Origin of the sequence: Sorangium sp. So ce145 (assembly GCF_051525985.1) — a bacterium.
Lineage (GTDB): Bacteria > Myxococcota_A > Polyangia > Polyangiales > Polyangiaceae > Sorangium > Sorangium cellulosum_B.
Genome location: NZ_CP150315.1, coordinates 6,592,049 through 6,615,937, shown reverse-complemented (window position 1 = coordinate 6,615,937; position 23,889 = coordinate 6,592,049). Strand labels below are relative to the sequence as shown.

Sequence of the window (23,889 nt, the reverse complement as noted above, 5' to 3'; positions counted from 1 at the left end):
CGCCGCGCACGGGTGGCGCCGTCATTCGATGACCAGAGAGCGACTCAGAGGCCGACGGTAGCCCGGAAGAGCTGGCCGTGTCCCTCGATGGCGTAGCTCCCCGACGAGAACGGGACGAAGATCGAGCCACCCTGGCGGAGCTCGCGGGCAGCGCCGCGCGCGTCGACCAGCGAGGCCTGTCCCCGGGTGCAGAGGACGATCTCGGGGCCTCGGCGGTCATCGGCCCTCCAGGGGGCCGCGGCGTCGAGGTCGATGCGGGAGAGCCGGAACTCCGGCGCTGGGGTGTCATAAAAGGACTCCACGCCCACCTGGCGCGGGACGACGGGCTCGACACGCCACGGCGCGAAATCGAGGACGCGAACGAGCTCGTCGACGTTGACGCGCTTCGGCGTGAGCCCGCCGCGCAGCACGTTGTCGGAGCTCGCCATGATCTCGATCCCGACCCCTTGCACATAGGCGTGCAGACGGCGCGGCGGCAGGTACAGCGCCTCGCCCGGCTCGAGGTGCACGTCGTTGAGCAGGAGCGCGATCACGACGCCGACGTCGCCCGGGTAGAGCTCGTGCAGGCGGAGCGCCCAGCCAGCGGCCCGCGCGAGCCATCCGCCCGCCTGGGCGCGTGCGCGGCACGCCTCGACCACCGAGGACACGAGCTCTCGCCGGGCGGCCGGCTCGAGCGCGAGCAGGCCCTGGACGAGCCGCGCGACCGCGGCCGCGTCGATCGCGTCGGCGCCGCGCGGGACGAGCGCGTCCCCTGGGCCTCCGGCGAGGAGCTCGAAGACCTCGGGCAGCGCGGTGGCCGGCCGGAAACCGCAGAGGGCGTCGAACGGGGTGAGCGCGCAGATGAGCTCGGGTTTGTGGTGCGGGTCGCGGTAGGTGCGCTCGGGGGCGTCGACCGGGACGCCGGCGGCGTTCTCCGCGTCGAACCCGCGCCGCGCCTGCGCTTCGTCCGGGTGTGCCTGCAGCGACAGCGGCTGGTCGGCCGCGAGCACCTTGAGCAGAAAGGGGAGCCGAGCGCCGAAGCGTTCGCGCGTCGGTCCGCCGAGGAAGGCGTCGGCGTGCTTGGAGATCGCGTCGATCAGGCGCTCTCGGCCCCCGTCGAGCTCGATGCACGAGGAGGCCGCCGGGTGGGCTCCCATCCAGAGCTCGGCCTGCGGTTTGTCGGAGGGGCGCTGTCCGAGCAGCGTCGCGATGGCGTCCCGGGAGCCCCAGGCGTACTCCTGAACACGGTTCTCGAGCGAAAACATTGGGATAGCGCGCTCCTGCAAGGCGCCACCCTACCTCATGGCACTGGAGAAATCAGCTCTTGAGCTGGCTGTGCGCAGGCGCCGTTCCGTCTTTACGAGGTCGTGCGAGCGCTCTACGCTCGCCGGATGACGATGCGCCAGGACGACGCGAGGTTCACGCCCATCCTCGCGAGGCTGCGCGACGCCGCGCTGGCCTATCCCGAGGCCGTGGAGGAGTTCCCCTGGGGCGACCGTGTCGCCAAGGTGCGCGGGAAGATCTTCGTCTTCCTCAACACCCACGAAGGGAAGCTCCATGTCACGGCCAAGCTCCCGCAGTCGGGCGAGGCCGCGCTCATGCTGCCGTTCGCGGAGCCCACGGGGTACAACCTCGGCAAGAGCGGCTGGGTGACTGCGCGCTTCGGCCCGAGGGATCGCGTGCCCGAGGCGATGCTGCTCGAGTGGATCGAGGAGAGCTATCGCGCGGTGGCGCCGAAGCGGGCTTTGCAGTCGCTGGGTGGCGCGGCGCCGACGCCGGGGAGGGCAGGGAAGCCAATGAAGTCGGGCGCTCCAGCAGCGCGTGCGGCGGCGAGCCCGCGAGAGGCGCAGACGACGGCCGCTGCGGCGGAGAAGGCTGCGGCGGCGAAGGAGACTCCCGCCAAGAAGGCAGCGGCGAAGAACGGGTCTCCCGTCAAGAAGATGGCAGCGGCGAAGAACGGGACCCCCGTCAAGAAGGTGGCAGCGGCGAAGGGAACCCCGGAGAAGAAGGCGGCGGCGAAGAAGGGGTCTCCCGCCAAGAAGGCTGCAGCGAAGAAGGGGTCTCCCGCCAAGAAGGCTGCAGCGAAGAAGGGGTCTCCCGCCAAGAAGGCTGCAGCGAAGAAGGGGTCTCCCGCAAAGAGGGCTGCGGCGAAGGAGAGCCGGCGAAGTCCATAACGCTTGTGAATGAGGCGGCGCCAGCGGACGCGGCCAGCGCGCCCGGCCGGTGAGGCTGAGTGCGTTCGTCGCCGCCGCCGCGCGTCGAGACGGACTCTACACGCCGACGGAGGAACATCGATGCGCCACCGCGAGCCATCCAGGGATGCGTCGTCCGAGCCGCAACCGCGACCCGCCTGGCGTCGTTCGTCCCCAACACGCTGGCGCCGGCTCCGGTCCGTCGTGCTCGCCGTCGCCGTGCTCTACCTCCTCGCGGTCGCGTCGATATGGCTCGCCCTGCCCATCGTGGGCGACCGGTGGTGGCCAGGGACGCTCTTTCTCTTCGGACCGCGCCAGATCGTCGCCCTCCCTCTCCTCGTGATCGTGCCCGCCGGGCTCCTCGTGCAGCGCCGCGCTCTCCTCCCGGCGGCGCTGGCATCCGCGATCGTGGCCGGGCCGATCCTCGGTTTCACGCTCTCGCTCCGAGCCCTCGGCGAAGGGGGCGAGGGCGCCGATCTGCGCGTCGCCTCCTTCAACACGGGGAGCCGCGCCATGAACATCGATCGACTCAAGGGCTTCGTGGCCGAGACCCGGCCCGACGTGCTCGCGCTGCAGGAGTGCTCGGCGTCGGAGCCGGAGCTGAACGCAGCATTTCCAGGGTGGTCCGTCCACGTCGATACCGGGATGTGCCTCGTGAGCCGGCACCCTCTCCTCAAGGCCGAGTCCAGGGATCGCCGCGACGTCTGGGATAAAGGCGGCCACGGCGCGATCCTCCGCTACGAGATCGCGCTGCCGGACGCGCTACGGCCGAGCTCGGAGGAGCCGCGCGGGACCCGTGTCTTCAGCCTGCTCAACCTGCACCTGGAGACGCCCCGCGAGGCGATCGAGGCGCTGATCCACGGCCTGTGGAAGCAGGAAGCAGAGCACGACCGCGTCATCGCATTGCGTGCCTGGGAGTCCGAGCTCGCGCGGCAGTGGGTCGACGAGGCGCCCTATCCGGTCGTCGTCGCCGGCGACTTCAACATGCCGGTCGACAGCGCCATCTACCGGCGCTTCTGGGCAGGCTTCGAGAACGCGTTCTCGCGCGCCGGCCTGGGGTTCGGCGCGACGAAGCGCACGCGCTGGTTCGGCGTCCGCATCGACCACGTGCTCGCCGGGCCTGGCTGGACGACCGAGCGCGCATGGATCGGCCCGGATCTCGGCTCGGATCACCTCCCCATCGTCGCCGATCTGCGCTGGAGCGGCGCCCGGCGCGAAGGCCGGGCGGAGCGCTAGCGCGGCGTCGCCGCGAGAACGAGCGGGGGCAGTTCGAGCCGGCCCGTCATGCGCGCGCGGGGCGCGGGCCGCACAGCGGGCGCAGCGCCTCGCGCTCGGCCGTGGACAGCACCGTGATGGGGTACTTCGGATTGCCGCTCGCGCGATCGAAGAACGGATGCGGCCACGCCTTGCCGCGGAGCTTCCAGCCGAGCAGCTTCCGGGCCACGTGCGCGAGGAAGCGCACGCTCGGCCTCAGTGACCCGGGCGGCGGCTCGCCGATGGCGAACTTCCCCAGGATCGCGCCGCGCGGCGCGCCGAAGACCTCGTCGCACGGGCGCGCGCTCGGCGCTTGCTGGAACAGCTCGGTGACGATGCCGATGAACGGCAGTCGCGGCGTCAACGTATTGCCGAGGGGCGTCTTGCAGCAGCTCGCGTACCAGCGATAGAGGCCCTTGGGCGCCAGCCGCGCGGCGACGACGAACTCGTCGCCGCGGTCGAAGGAGACCGCCGAAGGAGCCACCTGCACGATGTCCGTGCCGCCCTGCTCATCGAGCAGGTCGGCGCGGCCGAGATGGTGCAAGAACGCCTGACAGTCGTCGCAGTAGCAGACGGCGCGGTTCACCGCGTCCGGCGATGCTCCGCGCAGCCATCCGTGGACCTTTCCGCATCGACACTGGAGCTCGACGTCTCTGGACATGGAGCTCGCATAACACGGCTCGACGCGCGACGCGCGCGCTTCGGGCCGTGCTGCGCGAACGCCGCAGCGAGGTCGGCTCCGCCGAGCACCAGGCCTGTGCCCGGCCGCGCTCACCCCGCGGGGTGTGTCTCGGCGTCCGCGCAGCAGCGGAAGCCGACCTCGTAGCCGTAGTCGTCTTCCTTGTGGAAGGTCGTCATCGGGCGGCACTGGCTCCGGATCGGACCCCACCATCCGCCCTTGAGCCCGCTGCGGTAAGGGGCCTTCTGATCGGTGCGCACCACCCACTCGTTGACGTTGCCGTTCAGGTCGAAGACGCCCGCCCACGACGCGCACTCCGCGCGCCCGCCGGACGGCTCGCGGCCGTCCAGGCGCGCGAGCTCGGCGGCGCATCGCGCGTTCTGCTGGCACGCTGCGTAGTGGAGCAGCCGCTGCGAGTGGTCTGGAAAGCGGTAGTCTCGGTCCTGATTGCACGTCTCGGCACTCCGCTCGTAGCCGTAGACGTAAGGCAGCGATTCGGGGCCCTCGCAGGCGAAATTGAACTCGGCCTCGGTGCAGAGCCGCTTGCCCTCGGCCGCGCAGAGCCCGGCGGCTTGCTCCCACGAGGTCAGCGTGCGCGGCAGCGCGCCCGGGACGTTCGGGTACTCGTACCGGTCCATGCAGAACGAGAGGTGCTCGGTCTTCTCGGCGACGCACCGCGACGGCTCGCGGAATCGCAAGCATCGGGCGGCAACCCCCGGCTCGCCGTGGCGCTTTGTCCATTCGGGATGGTACTCGAGGCATTCCTGCACCACGGCGCTGCAATACTCCCCCTCCACCCGCACCATCCCGTCGGGGCAGCCCTGGGTCGAGCCGGGCAGCGCGATCGGCACCTCGATCATCGCCGGCTGGTCCATCGGCTCGTCGTTCTCTGTGGCCGGAGGCTCGACCGGCAGCGGGTCCGTGAGCTCCGCCTCCGTCGCCGGCGTCTCGACCGGCAGCGGGTCGGACAGCTCCGACGACTGCTCGGGATTCTCGACGTGCCGGGCGTCGCCTCCACCTCCGCCCCCGCTCCCGCCAATGTCCGAGGGACCAGTGCAGCTCAAGGTCGCAACGCCAAGCAGTGTCAGTACCGTGAAACCCGGGATACGCACGTTGACCTCTTCCCACGTTTGGCTACATCAGCCTACAGGCGTGGGCCAAAATTGATGCTGACCCGGGCTCGCCTCGATTTCTCGCGAGCGTCGGGAGCCATCCGGAGGCACTGCAAAATCTCGGCCTGCCTCCGCACCCCGGAAAACCGGGCTACGGGGCTGTTGGCCGTGGCTTTGTCCCGTGGCGTGGCCGCCCGGTGGTCCAGGATGGCCGGCCAGCGCGGCCACCCCGGGCACATCGGCCAGCGCGCGAACTGCGCGCCCTGCGCCTTTTGCGCAGCTGGCTGGCCGCCGGCCGCCGTGGGCGCTCCGCGGGAGTCCGTTTGAACGCGATGTTATGGTGAATTACACGAGGCAATGAGTCGCCCATCGCGGGCGTCGAGGCCAGAGCCGCCGCTGCTACACGGGGTTCCCCTCGTCGTCCCACGTGGAGAAGCCGTGCGCGTCCGGATGATGGGTCTTCACCACGCAGAAGCGCTGGCCGGTCGGCGCCTCGAGCACCCACCACGTCGAGGCCTGCGTGATCCGCTTGGCGCCGAGCCGCTCGAGGCGGCGCACCTCGGCTTCGACGTTGTCGGTCTCGATGTCGAGGTGAACGCGGCTCCCGTGCTTCACGCTCTGCACTTCGACCGAAAGATCGCGCGCAGACGCGTCGAGGCGGACGTAGGCCTCGCCATCCTGGCCGCGCGATCGCATGCCCAGCGCCGCGCTCCAGAAGCGGGCGGCGCCATCGAGATCGTCGGTTCGGCAGTCGATGATGAACCCAGCCAGGCGACTCTTGTGCATGCGCTCTGTTAGCACGGCTACCACGGTGCGGCGGCGACGCGATGCGCCCAGGTGAGATTGCTGCCCACGCACCAGTCGATGGGGTGCGTCGCCGTGATCAGAGGTCCAGCGTCGGCTCCTGGAGCATCAGGCTCACGTCCGCCACGCCGGGCAACGCCTGCAGGCTCGTCACGAGGCCGGCCCGCATGTCGGGGTGGCGAACGCGGATCTGGTAGGCGTGCTCCATGACCGTGCCCTGCGCCGCCTCGCGCAGGGTCACGAGCGAGAAGGTGCCGCAGTGCTCGCGGAGGATGCCGGTGATCGGGCCGGCGATCTCCGCGCCGGCCTGGCCGGCCGGCGCCACGAACCGGAGCAGCCCGTCCGGCTGCCGGCGCGACCCGTAGCCGGTGACGTGGAGCAAGAGCGTCGCGACGCCGAACATCGCCGCCCCCGCGATCGCCGCGCCGTAGGCCCGCGCGCCGCTCGCCATGCCGATGGTGAGCGACGCGAAGACGAACACGACGTCGCGCGGGTCGCGCATCGTGGTGCGGAACCGGATCGCGGAGACGCCCCCCGCGATCCCGATGCCGGCCGCGATGTTGTTGCCGACGGCGAGCATGAGCGTGCACGTGATGATGCTGCCCAGCGCCATGCTCTGGACGACCGTCCGGGAGTACGAGAGGCCGCGGAACGTGAGCATGTAGACGCCGGCGATGCCCTGCGTGAGCCCGAAGGCGACGAGCAGGGCGACGAGCGCGTCGCGCCACTCGACGGCCTCGCCGTGCGAGAGCGCCGTCAGCCAGTCCATCATTGCCACCCTGCGACCCGGGCCGCCCGCGCCTCCGGGAGCGTCAGCTGCGCGGTGACGCCGTAGCAGTACTTGGAGAACGAGTGCCGGACGAGGTCGAGGCGCCGCACGAGCGCGACCATCCACGCAGGCGGCCTGCGCTCGAACTTGAGCTCGAGGACGCAGACGGGCTCCGGCGTCTGCGTCTGGACGGGGTGGTCGACCGGGCGCCACCCCCCCTCGGAGGCGTCGAGATCCATCGTTTCCCTGCGCTGACAGACGATCTTCCGGTCAAACGTCAGGCGCGCGTAGCTGTCGAGGGTGCTCTCGTACGCCTCGCGCTCATAGTCGACCAGGAGCGTCGGCCTGAGGTCGTGGCGGTGGAGCGCGCCGATGAACTTCTCCGCGCCCTTCCGCGCGCCCGGCGAGAGCCGATCGAGCGAGGGGGGGCGGCCGGGCGCGAGCAGATCGCGCCACTCGCTCGCTGGCACCGCCGCGCGCGACTTGATGATCACATCCTGGACGCGCCGCTTCACCTCCAGGAAGGCCGGGCTGGTCTTCCCGGGATAGGTGCGCACCCGCAGCTTGAAGCGGTCGCGCTGCTCGCGGGCGTTGGCCCAGTAGAGGTCGAACCCGCGGGTGTCGAGGTAGAGCGACCGGATGCGGTACACGCCGCCCGGGCCGGCGTACCGGTCCAACCGGCCGATCGCGCACGCGGTGGCCCGGATCGCCGGGACCAGACGCTCCGGTACCAGGTATTTGAACTCGTATCGTTCGATGACGTCCAGGACTCTCGCCTCCTCGGTCGTCAAGGGCAAGCGCGCCGCGCTGCTGCGCGTCGCAAAGTTGTTACGGTAACCGCGCAATAATGACACAAATTTCGCCGGCGTCCGCAAGCGGAATCCATGGCCGCCTCCCGAGATCTTTGCGCTTCCCCTGCAACCTGCGCGTGCAATCTGCGCGCCTGCGGCAGCGCTGCGGGGGAGCGCCCGGGCGCGGCTCGGGGCCCGCGCGGGCGCTGCTCCTTGCCGTGGGCTGACAGGGGCTCGGGGTCGGCGCCGGCGGGGCGGGCCTTCGGCTGCCGGGGTGACGCGGGCCGGCGCGCTCCCCGGCATCGGCCCGCGCGCGGGCGGAGGTCGCTGCCTGTTTGTGCCACGAGCGCCCAGCTCATGATCGCGTCGTCGCGAGTCGATGTCGTGAGCGGTCCCTCGCCGGCGGCGACGCCGGCGCGACGCACCACGCTCGCGCTCCTCGACGCGCGGTGTCGGCGCATGTGCCCCGCAGCCAGCGCGTCGATGTCGCTCTCGGCTCGGCTGGCGCGCTCGAGCGGCTCGGCTCGGCGGTATCGCCGTGACCGGCGCGAGCCGCGCCGCCTCTCGGCCGCGCAGCCCCTTCCGACCCCCGATTGACCCGATCGATCGATCTCGCGCGAAGTTGTTGAAGGCCGCCTGGATCCAGGCGAGATCGTCGAACGGTCCGCATGCGTCAGGTACCCGACCTCCTCGCCGTCCTCCAGCAGATCGTGCGGCGGGCCATGGCCGTCGTCCCGCACGCGCCGCGCGGGAGCCTGCTGCTCCGCGAGGGCGACCGCTTCGCGGCCCGAGCGCTCGTCGGGTTCGACGCGCCACATGGGGTCTCCTCGCGCGTTCCGGTCGGCGCGGTGGTCGAGGGGGGCGCGCTCGGCGCGGCGGCGCCCTCCGACGGCGCGCACGCGAGCCGCATCGTCGATGCGCGGGCGTGGTACCGGACGTACCTGCCTTTCGCGCTCGAGGCGGGCTGCGGCGTACCCGAAGGCGCCGGGGTGCTCGTCGCGCCCATCCAGCTGTGCGGCGAGCCGGCCGGCTACCTCGCGATCGAGCTGGCCACCATGGAGTCTCCGGACGAGGAGCGCCGCGCCACGATCGAGGTCCTCGCGGGCACGGCCGGAGATGCGCTGGAGCGGCACAGGCTCTATGACGACAAGGCGAGCGCGGCGCAGGAGATCCGCCTGTTCGAGCGGCTGCTCCACGCGGTGGGCACGACGCTCGAACTGCACGACCTCATCGAGACCATCGCTCACGGCATCAAGAGCGTGCAGCTCGATCCGAGCTGGGACACGGTGGAGATCTGGCTGCTCGATGAGGACCGCGTCGGGGACGGTCCCGGGCTCGCGCGGGGCGATCTCTGCGCCCGCGTCTACCGGGCTCCGGCGTCGGAGCCGACGACCTACTTCCAGAACATCCGCGCCGGCGCGGACAGCGCCGCGCGGCCCCTCGGCGTCTCCATCGACTGGCGGACCGGTCACGGCGGCGACGGCGACGGCTCCCAGCGCGCCCTGCTCGACGAGGCGATCGGCCGGCGCATGTCCGGCATCATCGTCGCGCCCACCGACCCCGAGAGCGCGGAGGAGGCGTTCCGGCGGGCGGCCGAGAGGGACATCCCGGTCGTCGTGATCGACACGCCTCCGATCCCGGGCAGCCGGGCGCCGCTCTACATCGGGACGGACAACGTGGCGTCGGGCAGGCTGGCGGCCGAGGTGATGAAGCGGCTGCTCCCGGGCGGCGGCGTCGTCGCGTCCCTGGGCGCCGTGGGGCTCGCGCTGAACATCCGCGAGCGCGTCGATGGCTTCTGGGCGGCGGCGCTCGGGTCGAACCTCACGGTGCTGCCGACGATCCCGTGCGACTGGGATCAGGAGGCCGGGACGCGGCTCGCCACGGCGGCGCTGGAGGGGCGGCCCGACGTCGCGGGCGCCTTCGGCGCCGCGGCGGACAACGGGCCGTCCTGGGGCCGCGCGGCGCAAGCCCTCGGCAGGGCCGGAGATCTCAAGGTCGTCGGCTTCGATCTCGTCGCCCGCACGGTCGCCCTGCTCCGGCAAGGGGCGATCCACGCGACGATCGTCCAGCGCGAGGACGACATGGGCTTCCGCGCCATCGAGACGATCCACCGGATGATCACGCGCGGCGTCGGGCCGACCCTCGCCGAGCTGCCGCCTTCCCGTGTCCTCCACACCCGCGTCGATTGCGTCACCCTCGAGCAGACGCCGTGGTCCACGACGCTGAGCGATTACCTCTCTCTCGAGGCCGCCCGCCGGGCCGCGTCCGGGAACGGCGGCCGGAGCGCGCCCGCCGCCTCTGCGATCGAGGTCATGATGATCGGGCTCCCGCCGCCCTCGTGCTCCGTCGTCGAGGACCAGGTCGCGATCCCGATGCGCTCGCTCGTGCGCCGCGCGATCGTGTCGGGCCGGCCGGTCGTGATCGACCCCGCCGAGGGGGGCGCGGACGCGGCCCTGCCTGCCGCGCACGACGGCGCGCGCACGGCCATCGCCGTGCCAATGCGAGGCCGCGGCAACGTCCTCGGCGCCCTCGTCATGAGCAGCGCTCGCAGGGAGGCGTGCGGCGCGTGCGACGTGGCGTTCCTGGTCCGCGTCGCCGGCACGGTGGCGATCGGCGTCGAGAACGCCCGGCTGCTCCGCCGCGTCTCCGCGCGGAGCGAGGAGCTCGAGCGCGCCAACCTGCAGCAAGCGGCGATGCTCCAGACGATCCGCGAGCTCTCGAGCCCCGTGGTGCCCATCGCGGACGGCATCCTCGTGATGCCCGTCGTGGGCGTCATGGATGCGCAGCGCTCCAGCGACTTCATCGCGTCGATGCTCCGCGAGATCGACGCGAAGCGCGCGCACGTCGTGCTGATCGACGTCACCGGCATGGCGTTCGTCGACGCGACGGCGGCGTCCCGGCTCGTCGAGGCGGCGCAGGCGGCCGCGCTGCTCGGCGCCGAGGCGGTGCTGGTCGGCATCCGCCCGGAGGTCGCGCAGATGATGGTCCGGCAAGGCCTGGACGTCGGCTCGATGGTGACGCACGCCAACCTGGCGAGCGGCTTCCGCCATGCGCTCTCGAGGGTGCGCCGCCGCGAGGCGAAGCGACGTCGCTGAGCCGCGACACAGGATTCCCCCGACGCGAGGTTAGCGGACGTACCCCGTCGATGTCGCGCCTCGCGTGAACGACCCAAACAGAAAAGTCGAAGGCAACGTGTCCGAGCTTCGAGCACCTCAGGGTTGCGGGGCGTGTTCGAATCCACCTGCTCCAGGGAGCGGGGGCGACATGAGCTCATGATGTGCGGGGGCAGCGTGGCGTTTGATCCGCGGCGGCCCACCCTTTGGCGCCGCGGCCCGAGGTGACCTGACGGAGGGCCCCGTTGGAGATGGGCTCTCGGAGGTCGAGACGCCTCAGGGACATCGCGGAGCGACGGCTATTGCGAGCAGCGCTGAGGATCCGACTGGCATTGGCACTGATTTCTACGCTCGGTGTCATTCCATTCGCAATAGCCGCACACTGCGTGCCTTTGGCTCTTGCAGTACTGGTCGCACGCCGCGCCCCCGAGGAAGCCGAAGTCGCAGACGTGAGGGAAGTCAGACCAGGACACCGCCGTGGCGAGGTCCCCCTGCGGCGGGCGGCTGAGGGCGCTCTGGGCCGGCATAGCCTCTGACGGGTCTCCGTCCTGCGGTGTCTCGTGGTAAGATGAGCTGTCGACGACACAACCGGTGAGCGATCGCGCGCCAAGTGCGATGCATGTCCACAGCGCGGCATACCTGAAGATGATCTTGCTCGTCATTTTTCGGCCCTGTCCTCCCGTGATGCTTCGCTGATTCCGTGTTTCCACACGAACGCCGTCATCGCCTGCACGAGGTGCTTGCGCGGGCGTTGGCCGTGTCCATGCGGCGCCGTGGCCGCGAGAGGCAAGCGGGAGCGCCCTGATCGACGGCGGCGCGTTCGTGGGGGGTGGCCGGCGTCTGGCCCGGACGAGGGGAGGGTGGCGTCTCTGGTGAACTCGTGTCGTCTGAGTCGTCGCGCTCGGCGGACGGCGCGGCGGCGGAGGCGCCCGTGGGATCCCGAGGGACTCAGGGATCAACGACGGTCAGGGAGATCGCGAGATGGAGAGCGTGAGGGCGCCGCCGTCCGAGCGGGGATCGACCCGCAGGCCGGCGCGATGAAGCAACTCGTCGACGAGCCTGGCGGCGAGGTCCTACCGGGCAGCGTGCTCTCCTGGAAGCTCACGGCCGTCGTCGGCCTCCTGCCCGCGGCGCGATCACCCGGGGCACGCCGTGGCGCACGCCGCGCCGCCGCAGTCGACGCCGGCCTCGTCGCCGTTCTTCACGCCGTCGGTGCAGGTGGGCTCCTCGCAGACGCCGCTCCAGCACACGCGGCTCAGGCAGTCTGCGCCGGTCTTGCAGCCCTCGCCCGGCGGGCAGCGCGGGCAATATTGCTTACCGCAGTCGACGCCGGCCTCACGGCCGTTCTTCACGCCATCGCTGCACGTCGGGATCATGCAGCTTCCGTTGGTGCACACGCCGCTCTCACAGTCCGCGGCGGCCTCGCAGCGCTCGCCCGATGGGCAGGGACGGCATGAACCGCCGCAGTCCAATCCCGTTTCGCGGAGCCCCTCATCTCGCGCGCCGTTCACGCAGTGCTCCGGCACGCACCAGACGCCATCACACGCGAGCCCGCCGGGGCACAGCACCGTCGGGCCTGTGGCCACGCACTGCACGCACGCGCCCTCATGGCATCGTCCGGCGCCCGAGGCGGGACATGCGACACCCTCCAACAGGAGATGTCGCGGCTCGTCGATGTCGCAGGCGTCGAGGGTGCACTGGTTGCCGTCGTCGTAGGGGTCGACGGCCGCCACGCTGACCACGCGGCCGTCGGCCGTGCACTCCTCGACCTTGCAATCGCCGCGGATCTGCGAGGCGATCGGGCCCCGCTCGATCTCCACGACGCACGCGCCGTCCACGCACCTTCCCACGCCGCACCGCGGGTCCGGCGGGCCCGCGCAGTCCGCGTCGCCCTCGCAGCCCCCCGGCGGGCCCGCGCAGTCCGCGTCGCCCTCGCAGCCCCCCGGCGGAACCGGCACCCCCGAGCACTCCTCCGTGCCCTCGGCGCACTCGTCGCAGGTCCGGCACTCCTCGAAGCAGTTCGGCCTGTCGTCGCCGCGCGCGCAGCAGACGACCTTCCCCGGCTCGCCACACTCGCAGTGCTCATCGACGCAGATCGTGCCCGGCACATTCTGCTGGTCCGACTGGCAGTGGTCCGTGGTCGCGCACCGTCCGCCCACGTAGGGCCCATCGCCGCACGCAAAGAAGGTCACCGAGGTGATGAGAATGAGCAGAGCAGCAGCACAACGCGCGATGGGTCTACCCATGCGTCCAGTCCTCCGGCACGAGGCTGTGGCGCCGGCACCCAGGCGGCCCCAATCCGCCGGGGTGTCGTTTGCCAGGTGGTCTCGGGGCGCAGTATGCCGCGGTCAGGCGGCCGCCGTCACGCAAGTTTTCGCAAGATCGCGCAGCGTGCGGAGCGGCCTTCGGTCAGAGCAGTGGCAAGGTCGAAGCGCACATCAAAACGTGCTCGTCAACGTAAGCCCCTTGGTCGACACCGTCATCTCTGCCGGTCCGCGCGGATAGAACGTGTAGCCGAGCGTGGCGGCCAGGACGGCCCCTCCCGCGATGAGGCCGGCGAGGCCCACGCCCCGGTAGGCGATCGCGTCGTCGTAGGCCGACGCCGACTGCTGGCAAATCGGCCGGGTCAGCCGGAAGCAACGGTTCGGCCCTGCGGAGAGCGCGGCGGTGTCGCCCGCGTCGTCCTTCTTCTCCGCGCCGACGAGCATCACGCCGCCGATCGCCGCCAGGGTGGCGGAGAGCCCGAAGCCGCCGGCGACGAGCTCCGGCCGCGGCCCGGGCCAGGGAGGCGGGGGGGCGAGGGGGGAGGCGCGGGGGCCGGGGGGCGGCGCCGGCGCGCCTGCGGGCGCGGCCGGGAGGCCTGGGAGCGGCGCAGGGACGCCGGCGGGCCGGGCAGCGAACGTGAGCACGACCTCCCGCGCCTCGCCGCGCGGCACGTCGATCTCGGCCGTCGCGACGTTGCCGTCCAGCACGGCGCGCACCACGTGGTGGCCGGGGGCGACGGGGATGGGCTTGTCGCCCTCGAGCTCGGCGGGCGCGCCGTCGATCGTGATCTTCGAGCCCGCGGGGGCGACCACGTGGAGCTCGCCGGCGAGCTGCCGCGCGCGGGCCAGGTCGCTGAGCCGCGACGCGACCAGCGCGCGCTCCGCGGGCGTCCTCGGCGCGCGCATGATCTCCTGGCAGAGCGACAGCCAGCGCACGGCGGCCGGCGCGTCGCCGAGCCGGAGCGACAGCGCCCCGATGTTGCACGCGGCGACCTGGGCGCGCTCCAGCCGCCAGACCGCCATCCACAGGTCGCGCGAGTCGGCGAGCCGAGCCTCGCGAGCGGCCGCGTTCGCCTGCGCCATGAGCCGCGCGACCGCCTCCGAAGGGGCCTCGGCGCGACCCTCCGCCGCGCCGGCCAGCAGGGCGATGCACAGCGGGAGCGCGGCGACGCGGCGTGTGTTCCTTAGCACGGGTGCGGATCTCCTTGGCCGAGCCTCGGTCTGAAGGGCCGCTCCGGAGCGAGGGCCCCGGGCGACGGCCCCACGTACCAGAAGGAGGCTGTCGGTGGAAGCCCTGGAAGCCGCCGGGGTGCCGGAGGGCCAGGCGATGGAGGTCGACCAGGCGCGATCTCGCGCGCTGGAGCGGCGCGCGCATGCGCGCCCTCTCGATGATGGTATTTGCTCCGGTGCTCACGCGCTCTGCTGAAGACCGTTTCGTCCGCGTGTCGGCGCTCGTTCACGGGGGACGCCAGGTGTAAATTCAATGGTAGTGTCTGGAGTTGTCGATAAATTGCCAATCGCCGGCGCGAGCCGACCAGGCTCGCGCGGTCCGATGACGCGGCTCGCTCCCAGGTGGCGGCCAGGGCGAGGATGCGCGCGTCCTCGGGCACGTTATCGAGGTAGCCCCGGAGGCGCTCGGGGTCCTCAATGTTTCTTTGCCGCGCGTGAGAGCAAGAGGTCGCGGGCCTCGATCGACACGGCCCGCGCTCGGACGCCGTCACCCATCGCGTGCAGATCCCTCGCGGCGCGGGGAGGACCTCAGGCGGCGAGTCCCGCCCTTCTATCGCTCTCCCGCGCTCACCCCATCGCCGGCCCGGCCTTCCGCTGCGCGCTGTCGCAGACCCACCGGACCACCCCAGGAATGACCCCCTGCGCGATCGCGCTCACCCGCGAGCCCACGTCGGGGTAGATCTCGAACCGCCCGCGCGCCATGCCGTCGGCCATGCTGCGCGCCACCGCGTCCGGCTCGAGCGTCTTCACGTTGCCAGCGATGGCCTTCGTCTCCGCCGGCTTGTACTGGTTCTCGAACGCCAGCTGCGGAGTGTCGGTGTCGGGCGGCATGCACACGCTCACCCGCACCCCGTGAGGCCACATCTCCGCGCGCAGCGCCTGCGAGAAGCCGATCAGCGCGAACTTGCTCGCCGCGTACGGCGTGTAACCGTAGATGCCGATCACGCCCGCGAGCGACGAGACGTTGAGCACATGGCCGCTGCCGCGCGCCGCCATCGCCGGGAGCACCGCCTTGCACAGGTGCACCGCGCCAAAGAAGTTCACGTCCATCATGCCCCGGAACTGCTCCACCGGCAGCTCGAGGAAGCGCCCCGGCATCACCACGCCCGCGTTGTTCACGAGGTGATCGATCGGCCGGTCGGCGAGCCGCGACTCCATCGCCCGGGCCACGTCGTCCGCCCGGCTGATGTCGAGCTCCAGGACGTCGACCCGCGCGGACGGGTGCTCGCGCCGGATGCCCACGGCGGCCTCGTCGAGGAGCGCGCGGCGGCGCGCCACCAGCGTCACCGCGGCGCCGTACCCCGCGACGAGCCGCGCGAACGACAGCCCGATGCCGCTGGAACCGCCGGTGATGAGAACGCTCTTGCCCTGGAAGTAAGTTCGGGTGTCCATCGGCGGCCGAACCTACCCCAGGACCGCCCGAGGCGCGAGGCGCTCGTGCAGGCCCGCGGCGGCGCGCCTCATGACGGCTGCGAAAGCTCGACGTCGGGGTGAGCTCTCCCCGATACGCCATTGGCCAGCTTCGAACCGCCCAGCGCGCTCGCCCACGCCCTCACCTTGCGGCTCACGGCGGTCTTCGCGCTGCTCAGATAGTTTCTCGCCTCACCGCTGTACAGGCCGGCGGCGAACACCGCTGCGAGGCTCGCCGCCGCGGCCACCGGCCGGAGGGCTCTCCGGCCGAGCTTGTTGAGCTTCCTCTTCTGCTTCTTCGAGAGCTTCGCCTTCATGATCCCATCGGCTCAGCAGGGGTCGTGCCATGGCGATCGAGGCCGAAGCGCGGTGACGAGCGCAATGCGCCCCCGTGACACGCGCCCCGCAGACAGGACGTTTTGCCTCGATGTGGAAAAAATGTCCCTCCCCACGCTGACGCTGATGGATGATGTTTGGAAGCTAACACTTCGATCAGGCTTGCGGCCGGCAACGGGCAGCCTCGTCCGGCCGCTGCGGGCGGAGTCGCTGGCGATCGGGGCCGAGTTCGTTTACTCCGTTGTAAGCAGGCTCATGCGAGGTCTCAGGTAAGGCGGGGACGAGATGCGCGTGGGAGACGTCATCGACCGTCGCTTCCTGATCGAGCGCCTCGCCAGCTCGGGCGGGATGGGGGACGTCTACCGCGCCTGCGATCTGGTCACGAACGAGCCGGTGGCGCTGAAGGTCTTGCAGCGGCGGGGGCTCCAGGAGGCGATCCGGTTCGCGCGCGAGGTCGAGGCGCTCGAGGCGCTCACCGCGCTGCGGCACGCGGGCATCGTGCGCTACATCGCGCACGGCGCGACCGACGCGGGGCAGCCCTACCTCGCGATGGAGTGGCTCGCCGGCGAGACGCTGACCGAGCGGCTCACCCGCAGCTCGCTCACGATCGCCGAGAGCATCGCGCTCGCGTCGCGCATCGCGTCGACGCTCGGCGTCGTGCACCGCGCCGGCATCGTCCACCGCGACCTCAAGCCGAGCAACCTGCTCCTCGTGGGCGGCGCGATCGAGGGGGTCACGCTCATCGACTTCGGCGTGGTGCGCCTCGGCGCCATGGACCGGCACCTCACCATGCCCGGCACGATGCTCGGCACCCCGGGCTACATGGCGCCGGAGCAGGCCCGCAGCGAGCCGAACATCGACCCCCGCGCCGACGTCTTCTCGCTCGGCTGCGTGCTCTTCAAGTGCCTCACCGGGCGCTCGGCGTTCCAGGGCGCCGACGGGCTCTCGGTGCTCATCAAGGTCATCCTCGAGGAGCCGCCGCGGCTCCGGGAGCTGCGCGGGGACATCCCCGAGGCGCTCGACGACCTCGTCGCGCGCATGCTCGCGAAGCCGCCGAAGGACCGGCCCCGCGACGGCGACGCGGTCGCGGCGGAGCTGCTCGCGCTCGACGACGCGGGCGTCGGCGCCGCGAGCAGCCGCCCGTCGAACACCCTGCGCGGGGGCGAGATCACCACGAACGAGCGGAAGATGATGTGCCTCGTGCTCGCGCGCGACGCGAGCGGCGACGCCGAGGCGACGCGCTCGCAGGAGGAGGACCTGGAGCGCAGCAAGGCGCTCATCGCCGTCGCCGAGCGCTACCAGGGCGAGCTCGAGATCCTGGAGTCCCGCTCGCCGCTCATCGTGCTCACCGCCGGCGGCGCCCCGACCGACCTCGCGGCGCAGTCCGCCCGCTGCGCGCTCGCGCTGAACGCGCTGCTCGGCAGCGTGCCGGTCGCGCTCGTCACGGGCCGCGCGGAGATGTCCGCGCGGCTGCCGGTCGGCGAGCTCATCGACCGCGCGGTCCACCTGCTGCCGCCCGCGCACGCGCCCGCCGGCGCGGACGCCGTCTGCATGGACGAGGTGACCGCAGGGCTGCTCGGCGCCCGGTTCGACGTGACCCGCGACGCGGGCCGCCTCCGCCTGCACGGCGAGCGCGAGGAGCTCGCCTCCACGCCGCCCTTGCTCGGCAAGCCGACGCCCTGCGTCGGGCGCGACCGCGAGCTCGCGCTGCTGGAGGCGGCGTTCTCGCACTGCGTCGAGGAGTCGACGCCGAGCGCCGTGCTCGTGACGGCGCCGGCGGGCGCGGGGAAATCCCGCCTGCGCTCCGAGCTGATCCGGCGGCTTCGCGACCGCGGCGAGGACATGGAGGTGTGGATCGGGCGCGGCGACCCGATGAGCGCCGGCTCGGCCTTCGCGCTGCTCGCCCCGGCGCTGCGGCGCGCGATCGGCCTCTTCGAGGGCGAGCCCATGGAGGCGCGGCAGCGCAAGCTCCGCGCGCGCGTCGCGCGGTACGGCCACGCCGAGTCGGCGCGCACCGCGGCGTTCCTCGGGGAGCTCGTCGGCGTGCCGTTCCCCGACGGCGACAGCGTGCAGCTGATGGCGGCGCGGCGCAGCCCCGTGCTGATGAGCGACCAGATCCGCGTCGCCTGGGAGGAGCTCCTCAGGGCCGAGTGCTCGGCGAGGCCCGTGCTGCTCGTGCTCGAGGACCTGCACTGGGGCGATCTGCCGAGCGTGCTGCTCGTCGACTCGGCGCTCCGCAACCTCGGCGATCAGCGGCTGATGGTGCTCGCGCTCGGCCGGCCAGAGGTGCGGGAGCTCTTCCCGAAGCTCTGGGCGGGGCGCGGCGTCCACGAGGTGCAGCTGTCGGGGCTGCCGCGGCGCGCGAGCGAGCGGCTGGTGCGCCAGGTGCTCGGCGAGGACGTCGCGCCGGAGCTCCTCGCGATGATCGTCGACCGCGCCGACGGCAACGCGTTCTACCTGGAGGAGCAGCTCCGCGCGGTGGCCGACGGCAAGGGCGCCGACCTGCCCGAGACGGTGGTGGCGATGGTGCAGGCGCGCATCGAGGCGCTCGACATCGAGGCGCGGCGGGCGCTGCGGGCGGCGAGCGTCTTCGGGCAGACGTTCTGGCAGGGCGGGGTGTCGGCGCTCGTGGGCGGGGCGCAGGTCGCGCCGAAGCTGGTCGAGCTGGAGCAGCGCGAGGTGATCTCCCGGCGCGGCGAGGGCAGCCTGCCCGGCGAGGTGGAGTACGGCTTCCAGCACGCGATCGTGCGGGAGGCGGCCTACGGGATGCTGACGGACGGCGACCGGCGGCTCGGGCACCGGCTCGCCGGCGAGTGGCTGTCGCGCGCGGGCGCGGGCGCGGTGGACGCGATGGCGCTCGGCGAGCACTTCGAGCGCGGCGGCGAGCTGTCGCGGGCCGCGGCCGCGTACTGCCGCGCGGCGGAGCAGGCGCTGCGGGCGCAGGACCTGGCCGCGGCGATCGAGCGCGCCGAGCGCGGCGTCGCGTGCGGCCCGAACGCGCAGGCGCTCGGCGCGCTGCGCCTCGTGGAGGCCGAGGCGCACGTCTGGCGCGGGGAGCTCGCGCTCGCGGAGCAGCGCGGGACCGAGGCGGTGGACCGGCTGCCCGCCGGCTCCGCGGCGTGGTTCTCGGCGATCAAGCACGTCGCCATGGCCGCGGGCAAGCTGGGCGGCTTCGAGCGGGTGGAGCGCTGGATGAGCGCGGCGCAGGCCGCCGAGGCGGAGGCGGAGGGCGCGCTCGTGGCGAAGCACATGTGCCTCGGCGAGGGGGCGCAGCTGCTCGTGTTCGGGGGGCGCTACGCGTTCGCGGACGCGTTGATCGAGGCGATCGAGGGCGACGGGACGGATCTCGCGGAGCGGGAGGTCGAGGTGGTGGCGCGGCTGCACGCGGCGCGGTCGGCCCGGGCGCTCGTGAGCGGCGATCCCAGCGCGTGCCTCGCGGGGCTGTCCGCGGCGCTCGCGGCGTTCGAGCGCGCGGGCGACCGCGGCAACGCGTGCGCGTTCCGCATGAACGTCGGGTACATGCACGCGGAGCTCGGGGATTTCGCGGGCGCGGAGGAGGTGCTGCGCAGCGCGCTCTCGGGCGCGGAGCGGATGGGGTTGCACGATCTCGCGGTGGCGACGCTCAGCAACCTGGGGCACGTCCTCGGCTACCGGGGGCGGATCGAGGAGGCGGAGCGGACCGAGCGCGAGGCGATCGCCCTGTCGCAGCGGCTCGGGGATCCGCGCACGGAGGGGAGCGCGCGGACGTACCTCGCGCGGATCGCGCTGCTCGCGCGGGACTTCGAGGGGGCGGAGCAGGAGGCGAGGGCGGCGGCGGAGATCCTGCAGAGCGCGCCGCCGCTGCGCGCGGCGGCGGTGGCGGCGAGGGCGAGGGCGCTGCTCGGGCTGGGGAGGTTCGACGAGGCGCTGTCGGCGGCGGGGGAGGCGTTCTCGATGCTGAACGCGATCGGGGCGATCGAGGAGGGGGAGTCCGCGGTGAGGAACGTCTACGCGGAGGCGCTGGCGGCGAACGGGATGGAGGCGGACTGCGCGGCGGCGATCGCGGCGGCGAGGGAGCGGTTGATGGAAAGGGCGGGGAAAATCAGCGATCCGGTGTGGAGGGAGCGGTTTCTCACGATCCCGGAGAACCAGCGGACGCTGGAGATGGCGGCGAGGTGGGGAGGGGCCTTATGACGACGATCGCCAAGTCGACCCGACCTCGCCACCTCGTGGCGAGGCTGCTCGAGCGGCCGGACCTCGTGCACCTCGTGCAGGGGCTCGCGGCCCCGGTCCTCACCCGGCTGATCCGCCGCATCGGCCTGGAGGACGCGGGAGAGATCGTCGCGCTCGCGACGACCGAGCAGCTCAAGGGGATCTTCGACGAGGATCTGTGGCGCAGCGAACGCCCGGGCAAGGACGAGGCGTTCGACGCGGACCGATTCGCCCTCTGGCTCGAGGTCATGCTGGAGGCCGGCGAGGCGTTCGCGGCGCGGAAGATCGCCGAGCTCGACGAGGACTTCGTCACGATGGCCCTGTGCAAGCACGTCCTGGTGATCGACGTCGACGGGCTCAGCGTGCAGATGTCGAGCTCGGAGCGCTCGGACGACGACGATCTCGTGGAGAAGGCGCTCGAGGGCTGCCAGTATCAAGAGTTCGAGGAGTTCCGCGTCATCGCGAAGGACAACCGGAGCTGGGATGCGATCCTCCTGGTCCTGGTCGAGCTCGACAGGGAGCACCACGCGCTCCTGCGAGCGCTGCTCGAGCGCTGCTGCGCGATCTCCACCGAGTACATCGAGGACTCCGGCGGCCTCTACGACGTCCTCACCTCCGAGGAGATGCTGGAGTCCGACGTGGCCGCGGAGCGGGAAGAGCGGCGCGAGCACGAGGGGTTCGTCGCCCCATCGGCGGCCCTGAGCTTCCTCGAGCTGTCGAAGGTCACGCCGCTCGAAGAGATCCTGAGATCCCGCACGTACGACGCCGTCACGCGCGCGCATTTCCGGGCGGCGGCGAGGGCGCGACCCCCCGCCGCGCCGACCCGGCGGCCGACCTCCCGCGAGGACGAGGGCGCCCCGACCGCGGAGGGCCTCCAGAGCTTCCTCGAGGTGCTCCGTGAGGCGGACGTCCTGCCGCCCGCGACCGAGCCGCGGCTCCTCGAGGCCGGCGCGAAGCGCGGGGAAGAGCTGCTGTTCACGCAGGCGATCCGCGAGGTGATGGCGCGCGACGCGGAGCTCTACGGGAAGCGACTGATGGAGCTGAGCTACCTCGTGAACGTGCTCATCTCCGGCTGCAGCCACGACGGCCGCGCGCTCCGGCCGTTCGAGGCGGTCGAGGCCGCGCTCTGCACCTGCAACCTCGGGTTCGAGCGCCTCCTCGGAGAGCGCGCGGAGCGCAAGAGACCTGGGCCGGACGCGCTCGTCGCGTCGGTGGCCGAGCACGACGCGGTGAAGGCGTTCATGGTCGGGTGGAACCTCCTGCACCACGAGGTGCTGCTCTTCGCCGCCGGCGCGCTCCGGAAGGCGCTGGCCGAGCTGGCGGCGAGCCAGCCGGACGCGCAGGCGGCCCGTGAGATCGAGCGCGTGGCCGCCGGGCTCGGGGCGGACACCGACGCGGGCAAGCCGTGGCGCTCGCGGGGCAAGCTCGATCGGATCGCGCGCGCGCTCGGGGCCGAGGCGACGTCGGCCTACCGCGCGCTCCTGGACGAGCTCCCGGCGCTGCCCCCGGGCCTGGGCCAAGGGGCGCGGGGCTCGCGCTTCCTCTCGCGCGCCGCGCAGGTCCGGGCCCTCCAGGCGATGCTGGCGCGGCCGGAGAAGAGCGGCGCGAAGGGCGCAGCGGCGGCGGCCGCGCCCGCCAAGCCCCGCCGCAAGCGCTCTCCGACCGGTGCCGGCCCGCGGAAGTGACGTAGCGGTCGCGCCGCCACGCCGGCGGCGCCCCCCGGGAGGGGCGCAGGGGGCGGAGAGGGTCAGCCCTCGCGGGGCTCGGCCGGCAGGCCGGCGTTCTTGCGGAGGGTGGCGATCAGGCGGTCCATCGCCTCGCGGTAGGTCTTCTGGGCCGCGGCGATGCGCTCCTCCATCGTCTCGTCGATCTGCTTCGCCTGGGTCGCGGACGAGTCGAGCATCGCCTTGCTGCGCCCGAGCTCCTCGATGCGCGCCTCCGACGCCTTCTTCTCCTCGTCGGTGCGGTTGCCAGAGGACTGGAATGCTCGCTCCGCCTGGACCGCCTCGTCGATCGACTTCTTGATGGTCTCGATCTCCTCGAGCATCCGGCGGAGTCGGAGCTTGTGCTCGACCATGTCGATGTGGACGACGTAGCTCACGAAGCTCACGGCGTCGGCCTGCTTCTCGAGCGTCGCGGCGTTCTCCTTGCCGAGCGAGGCGCGGTAGCGCTCGATGCGGCGGTGCGCCTCGCTGCGCTCGCGGACGTACTTCTCGAGCTGGCGCTCGACGCCGTCCTCGAGCGCGTGCGCCGTGGCGCCCGTGACGTCGACGTCGCACCCCTTCTGCTTGACGACGTACTGCGCGGCGCCGCTCACCTTGCGGGTGAGATCCTCCTTATTGTCGTTGAAGAACGCCGCCGCGCCGTCGACGGCGCGCACGCGCTCCACGTAGTCGTAGCTCCGGCCCGCCGCGTCCGCCTGCTCGATGACGTCGAGGACCTGCTTCCAGTCCGGCTTCTTGAGCTGGTCGGGATAGCCCGCGAACTGCGCTGTGGCGCGCTTCACGAGGTCGTCGCGCTCGCCGAACGACGCGGCCGTCGCCTGCAGCTCGGCCGGGTAGCGCTCCGCGTAGCCGCTCTGCGAGGCCGACGACGCGATCTCGGGCTCCGGCTTGGGGGCGCTGCAGCCGAGCGCGAAGAGGTGGCCGGTCAGAAAGAGCGCGCCGGCGACGAGGCGGGGTCGGTTCATGGGGGCAGGCTATAGCCCAACTCCGCTGCGGCCGGGGGCGCGTTGCGCGGCGGCTGGGGCACGCTCGGTGAGGTGGCGGAGCGGCGCGTCATGCACGGGATTTGTGGAATGCGAGGGTGTGGTGTTGCATCTGTCGGCGTAGGTGCTCCGAGGTTCGGAGCACCCCACGAAGCAACTGAACCTCGCCGCGGTATCCGGGGTCTGAGATTCGCGAGGGGGCGCATGAGGCCGCCGCGTCGCTCGTCATCTCCCGCTCGCTAGGTCATCGATCAGCTCGTGGAACCTGCTCTCGTCGTCAGCCAACATCGTCGCGACGCCCTGCTCGAATTGACTCACACGCCACGTGTGTCGGTTCTGGTAAACGGGGCCTCCACGTCCTCGCCAGATCTGCCGGAAGAGCTCCAACGCCGCGCGGGGATTGTAGTGCAGCGGTGCCTCGGGCGAGTCCCTATCCAACGCGCTCCACATCGCGCGGACACTTTCTCTCTCTCTCCTCTCCGCTGCGTCGCCCCCTCTCGTCGCTTCCCCAGGGTACAGCGATACACGGGCTGGATTGTAGCGCGCGTCGACCAGTGCCATCTGAATCCGTGGTGGAAGGCAGCTGGAGAAGGGCCGCCTGTTGTACATCTCGTCTAGATAACCTCTGACCCTCTGCGTGTACAGCGCGTCGATTCCTTCTTGTGGCAGTTGGAGCTGACCGACACGCACGCTGCCTCTGTGCACCCTTTCCCAGTCCTCCAGGACCTGCGCCGGGCTGGCCCGGCCGCCGTCAGCGGTCCTGAAGTGCGAGGCGTTTGCCCTGGCGAAACTCTCCGCGACATCACGCCGCTGAGCGTGGGAGGCGCCATCGCCTCGATCGACCAGATGTCCGATGCCGATCGTCACGAGTCCTCTGGCGTCTCGATAAAACCTGTGGCGATTCCCCTCCCTGGCGATGTGAAAGAGCTGCAGCTCACGCCAGTACGTCTCCATCTCCCAGAGCGGCTCACACTCTGACATAACACCGTGGGTTGCTGAGGTTTTGGCCTGTTTTCTTCGAACGGCACGATGCGCCGCTCGCGCTCCGGCGAGCCGCG

At 71.9% G+C, this 23,889-nt stretch carries 17 protein-coding genes; 5 read left to right on the top strand and 12 right to left on the bottom strand.

Annotation, left to right across the window (positions count from 1 at the left end):
• Positions 1 to 44: 44 nt before the first annotated feature.
• Positions 45 to 1,244 (bottom strand): mannose-6-phosphate isomerase, class I, encoded by a 1,200-nt coding sequence (gene manA, locus WMF34_RS24200; protein WP_012237331.1) that lies wholly within the window; start codon positions 1,242 to 1,244, stop codon positions 45 to 47.
• Positions 1,245 to 1,370: 126 nt separating this feature from the next.
• Between manA and WMF34_RS24195 the strand changes: the two genes are divergently transcribed.
• Both WMF34_RS24195 and WMF34_RS24190 read left to right on the top strand, forming a co-directional pair.
• Positions 1,371 to 2,153, top strand: coding sequence for an MmcQ/YjbR family DNA-binding protein (locus WMF34_RS24195; RefSeq protein ID WP_437989252.1), 783 nt, complete (start codon positions 1,371 to 1,373; stop codon positions 2,151 to 2,153).
• Between the two features lie 222 nt (positions 2,154 to 2,375).
• Complete coding sequence (locus WMF34_RS24190; RefSeq protein ID WP_012237329.1) at positions 2,376 to 3,407, top strand: endonuclease/exonuclease/phosphatase family protein; 1,032 nt, start codon at positions 2,376 to 2,378, stop codon at positions 3,405 to 3,407.
• Between the two features lie 46 nt (positions 3,408 to 3,453).
• Here the strand turns inward: WMF34_RS24190 and WMF34_RS24185 are convergent, their stop codons facing one another.
• The 5 genes from WMF34_RS24185 to WMF34_RS24165 form a co-directional block, all read right to left on the bottom strand.
• Entirely contained in the window at positions 3,454 to 4,086 is a 633-nt protein-coding gene (locus WMF34_RS24185) for a DUF6151 family protein (protein ID WP_044965625.1), read from the bottom strand.
• A 110-nt stretch (positions 4,087 to 4,196) separates the two neighbouring features.
• Positions 4,197 to 5,168 carry an SUMF1/EgtB/PvdO family nonheme iron enzyme gene (locus tag WMF34_RS24180; RefSeq protein ID WP_437989251.1) on the bottom strand — a complete coding sequence of 324 codons (972 nt, stop codon included), beginning with the start codon at positions 5,166 to 5,168 and terminating at the stop codon, positions 4,197 to 4,199.
• A 447-nt stretch (positions 5,169 to 5,615) separates the two neighbouring features.
• Entirely contained in the window at positions 5,616 to 6,002 is a 387-nt protein-coding gene (locus WMF34_RS24175; protein ID WP_012237325.1) for a VOC family protein, read from the bottom strand.
• A 97-nt stretch (positions 6,003 to 6,099) separates the two neighbouring features.
• Positions 6,100 to 6,792 (bottom strand): DUF4956 domain-containing protein, encoded by a 693-nt coding sequence (locus WMF34_RS24170; RefSeq protein WP_044965622.1) that lies wholly within the window; start codon positions 6,790 to 6,792, stop codon positions 6,100 to 6,102.
• Positions 6,789 to 7,586, bottom strand: a complete 798-nt coding sequence (locus tag WMF34_RS24165; RefSeq protein WP_231864224.1) for a polyphosphate polymerase domain-containing protein — start codon at positions 7,584 to 7,586, stop codon at positions 6,789 to 6,791. Before WMF34_RS24165 ends, WMF34_RS24170 begins: the two co-directional genes overlap by 4 nt.
• Positions 7,587 to 8,248: 662 nt before the next feature.
• On the opposite strand from WMF34_RS24165, the gene WMF34_RS24160 reads away from it, so the two are divergent.
• Positions 8,249 to 10,675, top strand: coding sequence for a substrate-binding domain-containing protein (locus WMF34_RS24160; RefSeq protein ID WP_437989250.1), 2,427 nt, complete (start codon positions 8,249 to 8,251; stop codon positions 10,673 to 10,675).
• Positions 10,676 to 11,829: 1,154 nt separating this feature from the next.
• Here WMF34_RS24160 and WMF34_RS24155 read toward each other — a convergent pair.
• The 4 genes from WMF34_RS24155 to WMF34_RS24140 form a co-directional block, all read right to left on the bottom strand.
• The gene (locus WMF34_RS24155) at positions 11,830 to 12,939 is read right to left on the bottom strand and encodes a hypothetical protein (RefSeq protein WP_437989249.1); all 1,110 of its coding nucleotides are present in this window, start codon (positions 12,937 to 12,939) and stop codon (positions 11,830 to 11,832) included.
• Between the two features lie 192 nt (positions 12,940 to 13,131).
• Positions 13,132 to 14,148 carry a hypothetical protein gene (locus tag WMF34_RS24150; RefSeq protein WP_437989248.1) on the bottom strand — a complete coding sequence of 339 codons (1,017 nt, stop codon included), beginning with the start codon at positions 14,146 to 14,148 and terminating at the stop codon, positions 13,132 to 13,134.
• 606 nt (positions 14,149 to 14,754) lie between these two features.
• On the bottom strand, positions 14,755 to 15,579 hold the full coding sequence (locus WMF34_RS24145) for an SDR family oxidoreductase (RefSeq protein ID WP_437989247.1): 825 nt from the start codon (positions 15,577 to 15,579) through the stop codon (positions 14,755 to 14,757).
• 68 nt (positions 15,580 to 15,647) lie between these two features.
• Positions 15,648 to 15,914 carry a hypothetical protein gene (locus WMF34_RS24140; protein ID WP_012237307.1) on the bottom strand — a complete coding sequence of 89 codons (267 nt, stop codon included), beginning with the start codon at positions 15,912 to 15,914 and terminating at the stop codon, positions 15,648 to 15,650.
• Positions 15,915 to 16,218: 304 nt separating this feature from the next.
• Between WMF34_RS24140 and WMF34_RS24135 the strand changes: the two genes are divergently transcribed.
• Complete coding sequence (locus WMF34_RS24135) at positions 16,219 to 20,106, top strand: serine/threonine-protein kinase (RefSeq protein ID WP_012237306.1); 3,888 nt, start codon at positions 16,219 to 16,221, stop codon at positions 20,104 to 20,106.
• On the top strand, positions 20,103 to 21,809 hold the full coding sequence (locus tag WMF34_RS24130; RefSeq protein WP_437989246.1) for a DUF6178 family protein: 1,707 nt from the start codon (positions 20,103 to 20,105) through the stop codon (positions 21,807 to 21,809). Before WMF34_RS24135 ends, WMF34_RS24130 begins: the two co-directional genes overlap by 4 nt.
• Before the next feature lie 62 nt (positions 21,810 to 21,871).
• Here WMF34_RS24130 and WMF34_RS24125 read toward each other — a convergent pair whose 3' ends face one another.
• Together WMF34_RS24125 and WMF34_RS24120 are read right to left on the bottom strand one after the other, a co-directional pair.
• Complete coding sequence (locus tag WMF34_RS24125; RefSeq protein WP_012237304.1) at positions 21,872 to 22,813, bottom strand: hypothetical protein; 942 nt, start codon at positions 22,811 to 22,813, stop codon at positions 21,872 to 21,874.
• Between the two features lie 243 nt (positions 22,814 to 23,056).
• Entirely contained in the window at positions 23,057 to 23,785 is a 729-nt protein-coding gene (locus WMF34_RS24120; RefSeq protein WP_157906876.1) for a hypothetical protein, read from the bottom strand.
• Positions 23,786 to 23,889: the final 104 nt, after the last annotated feature.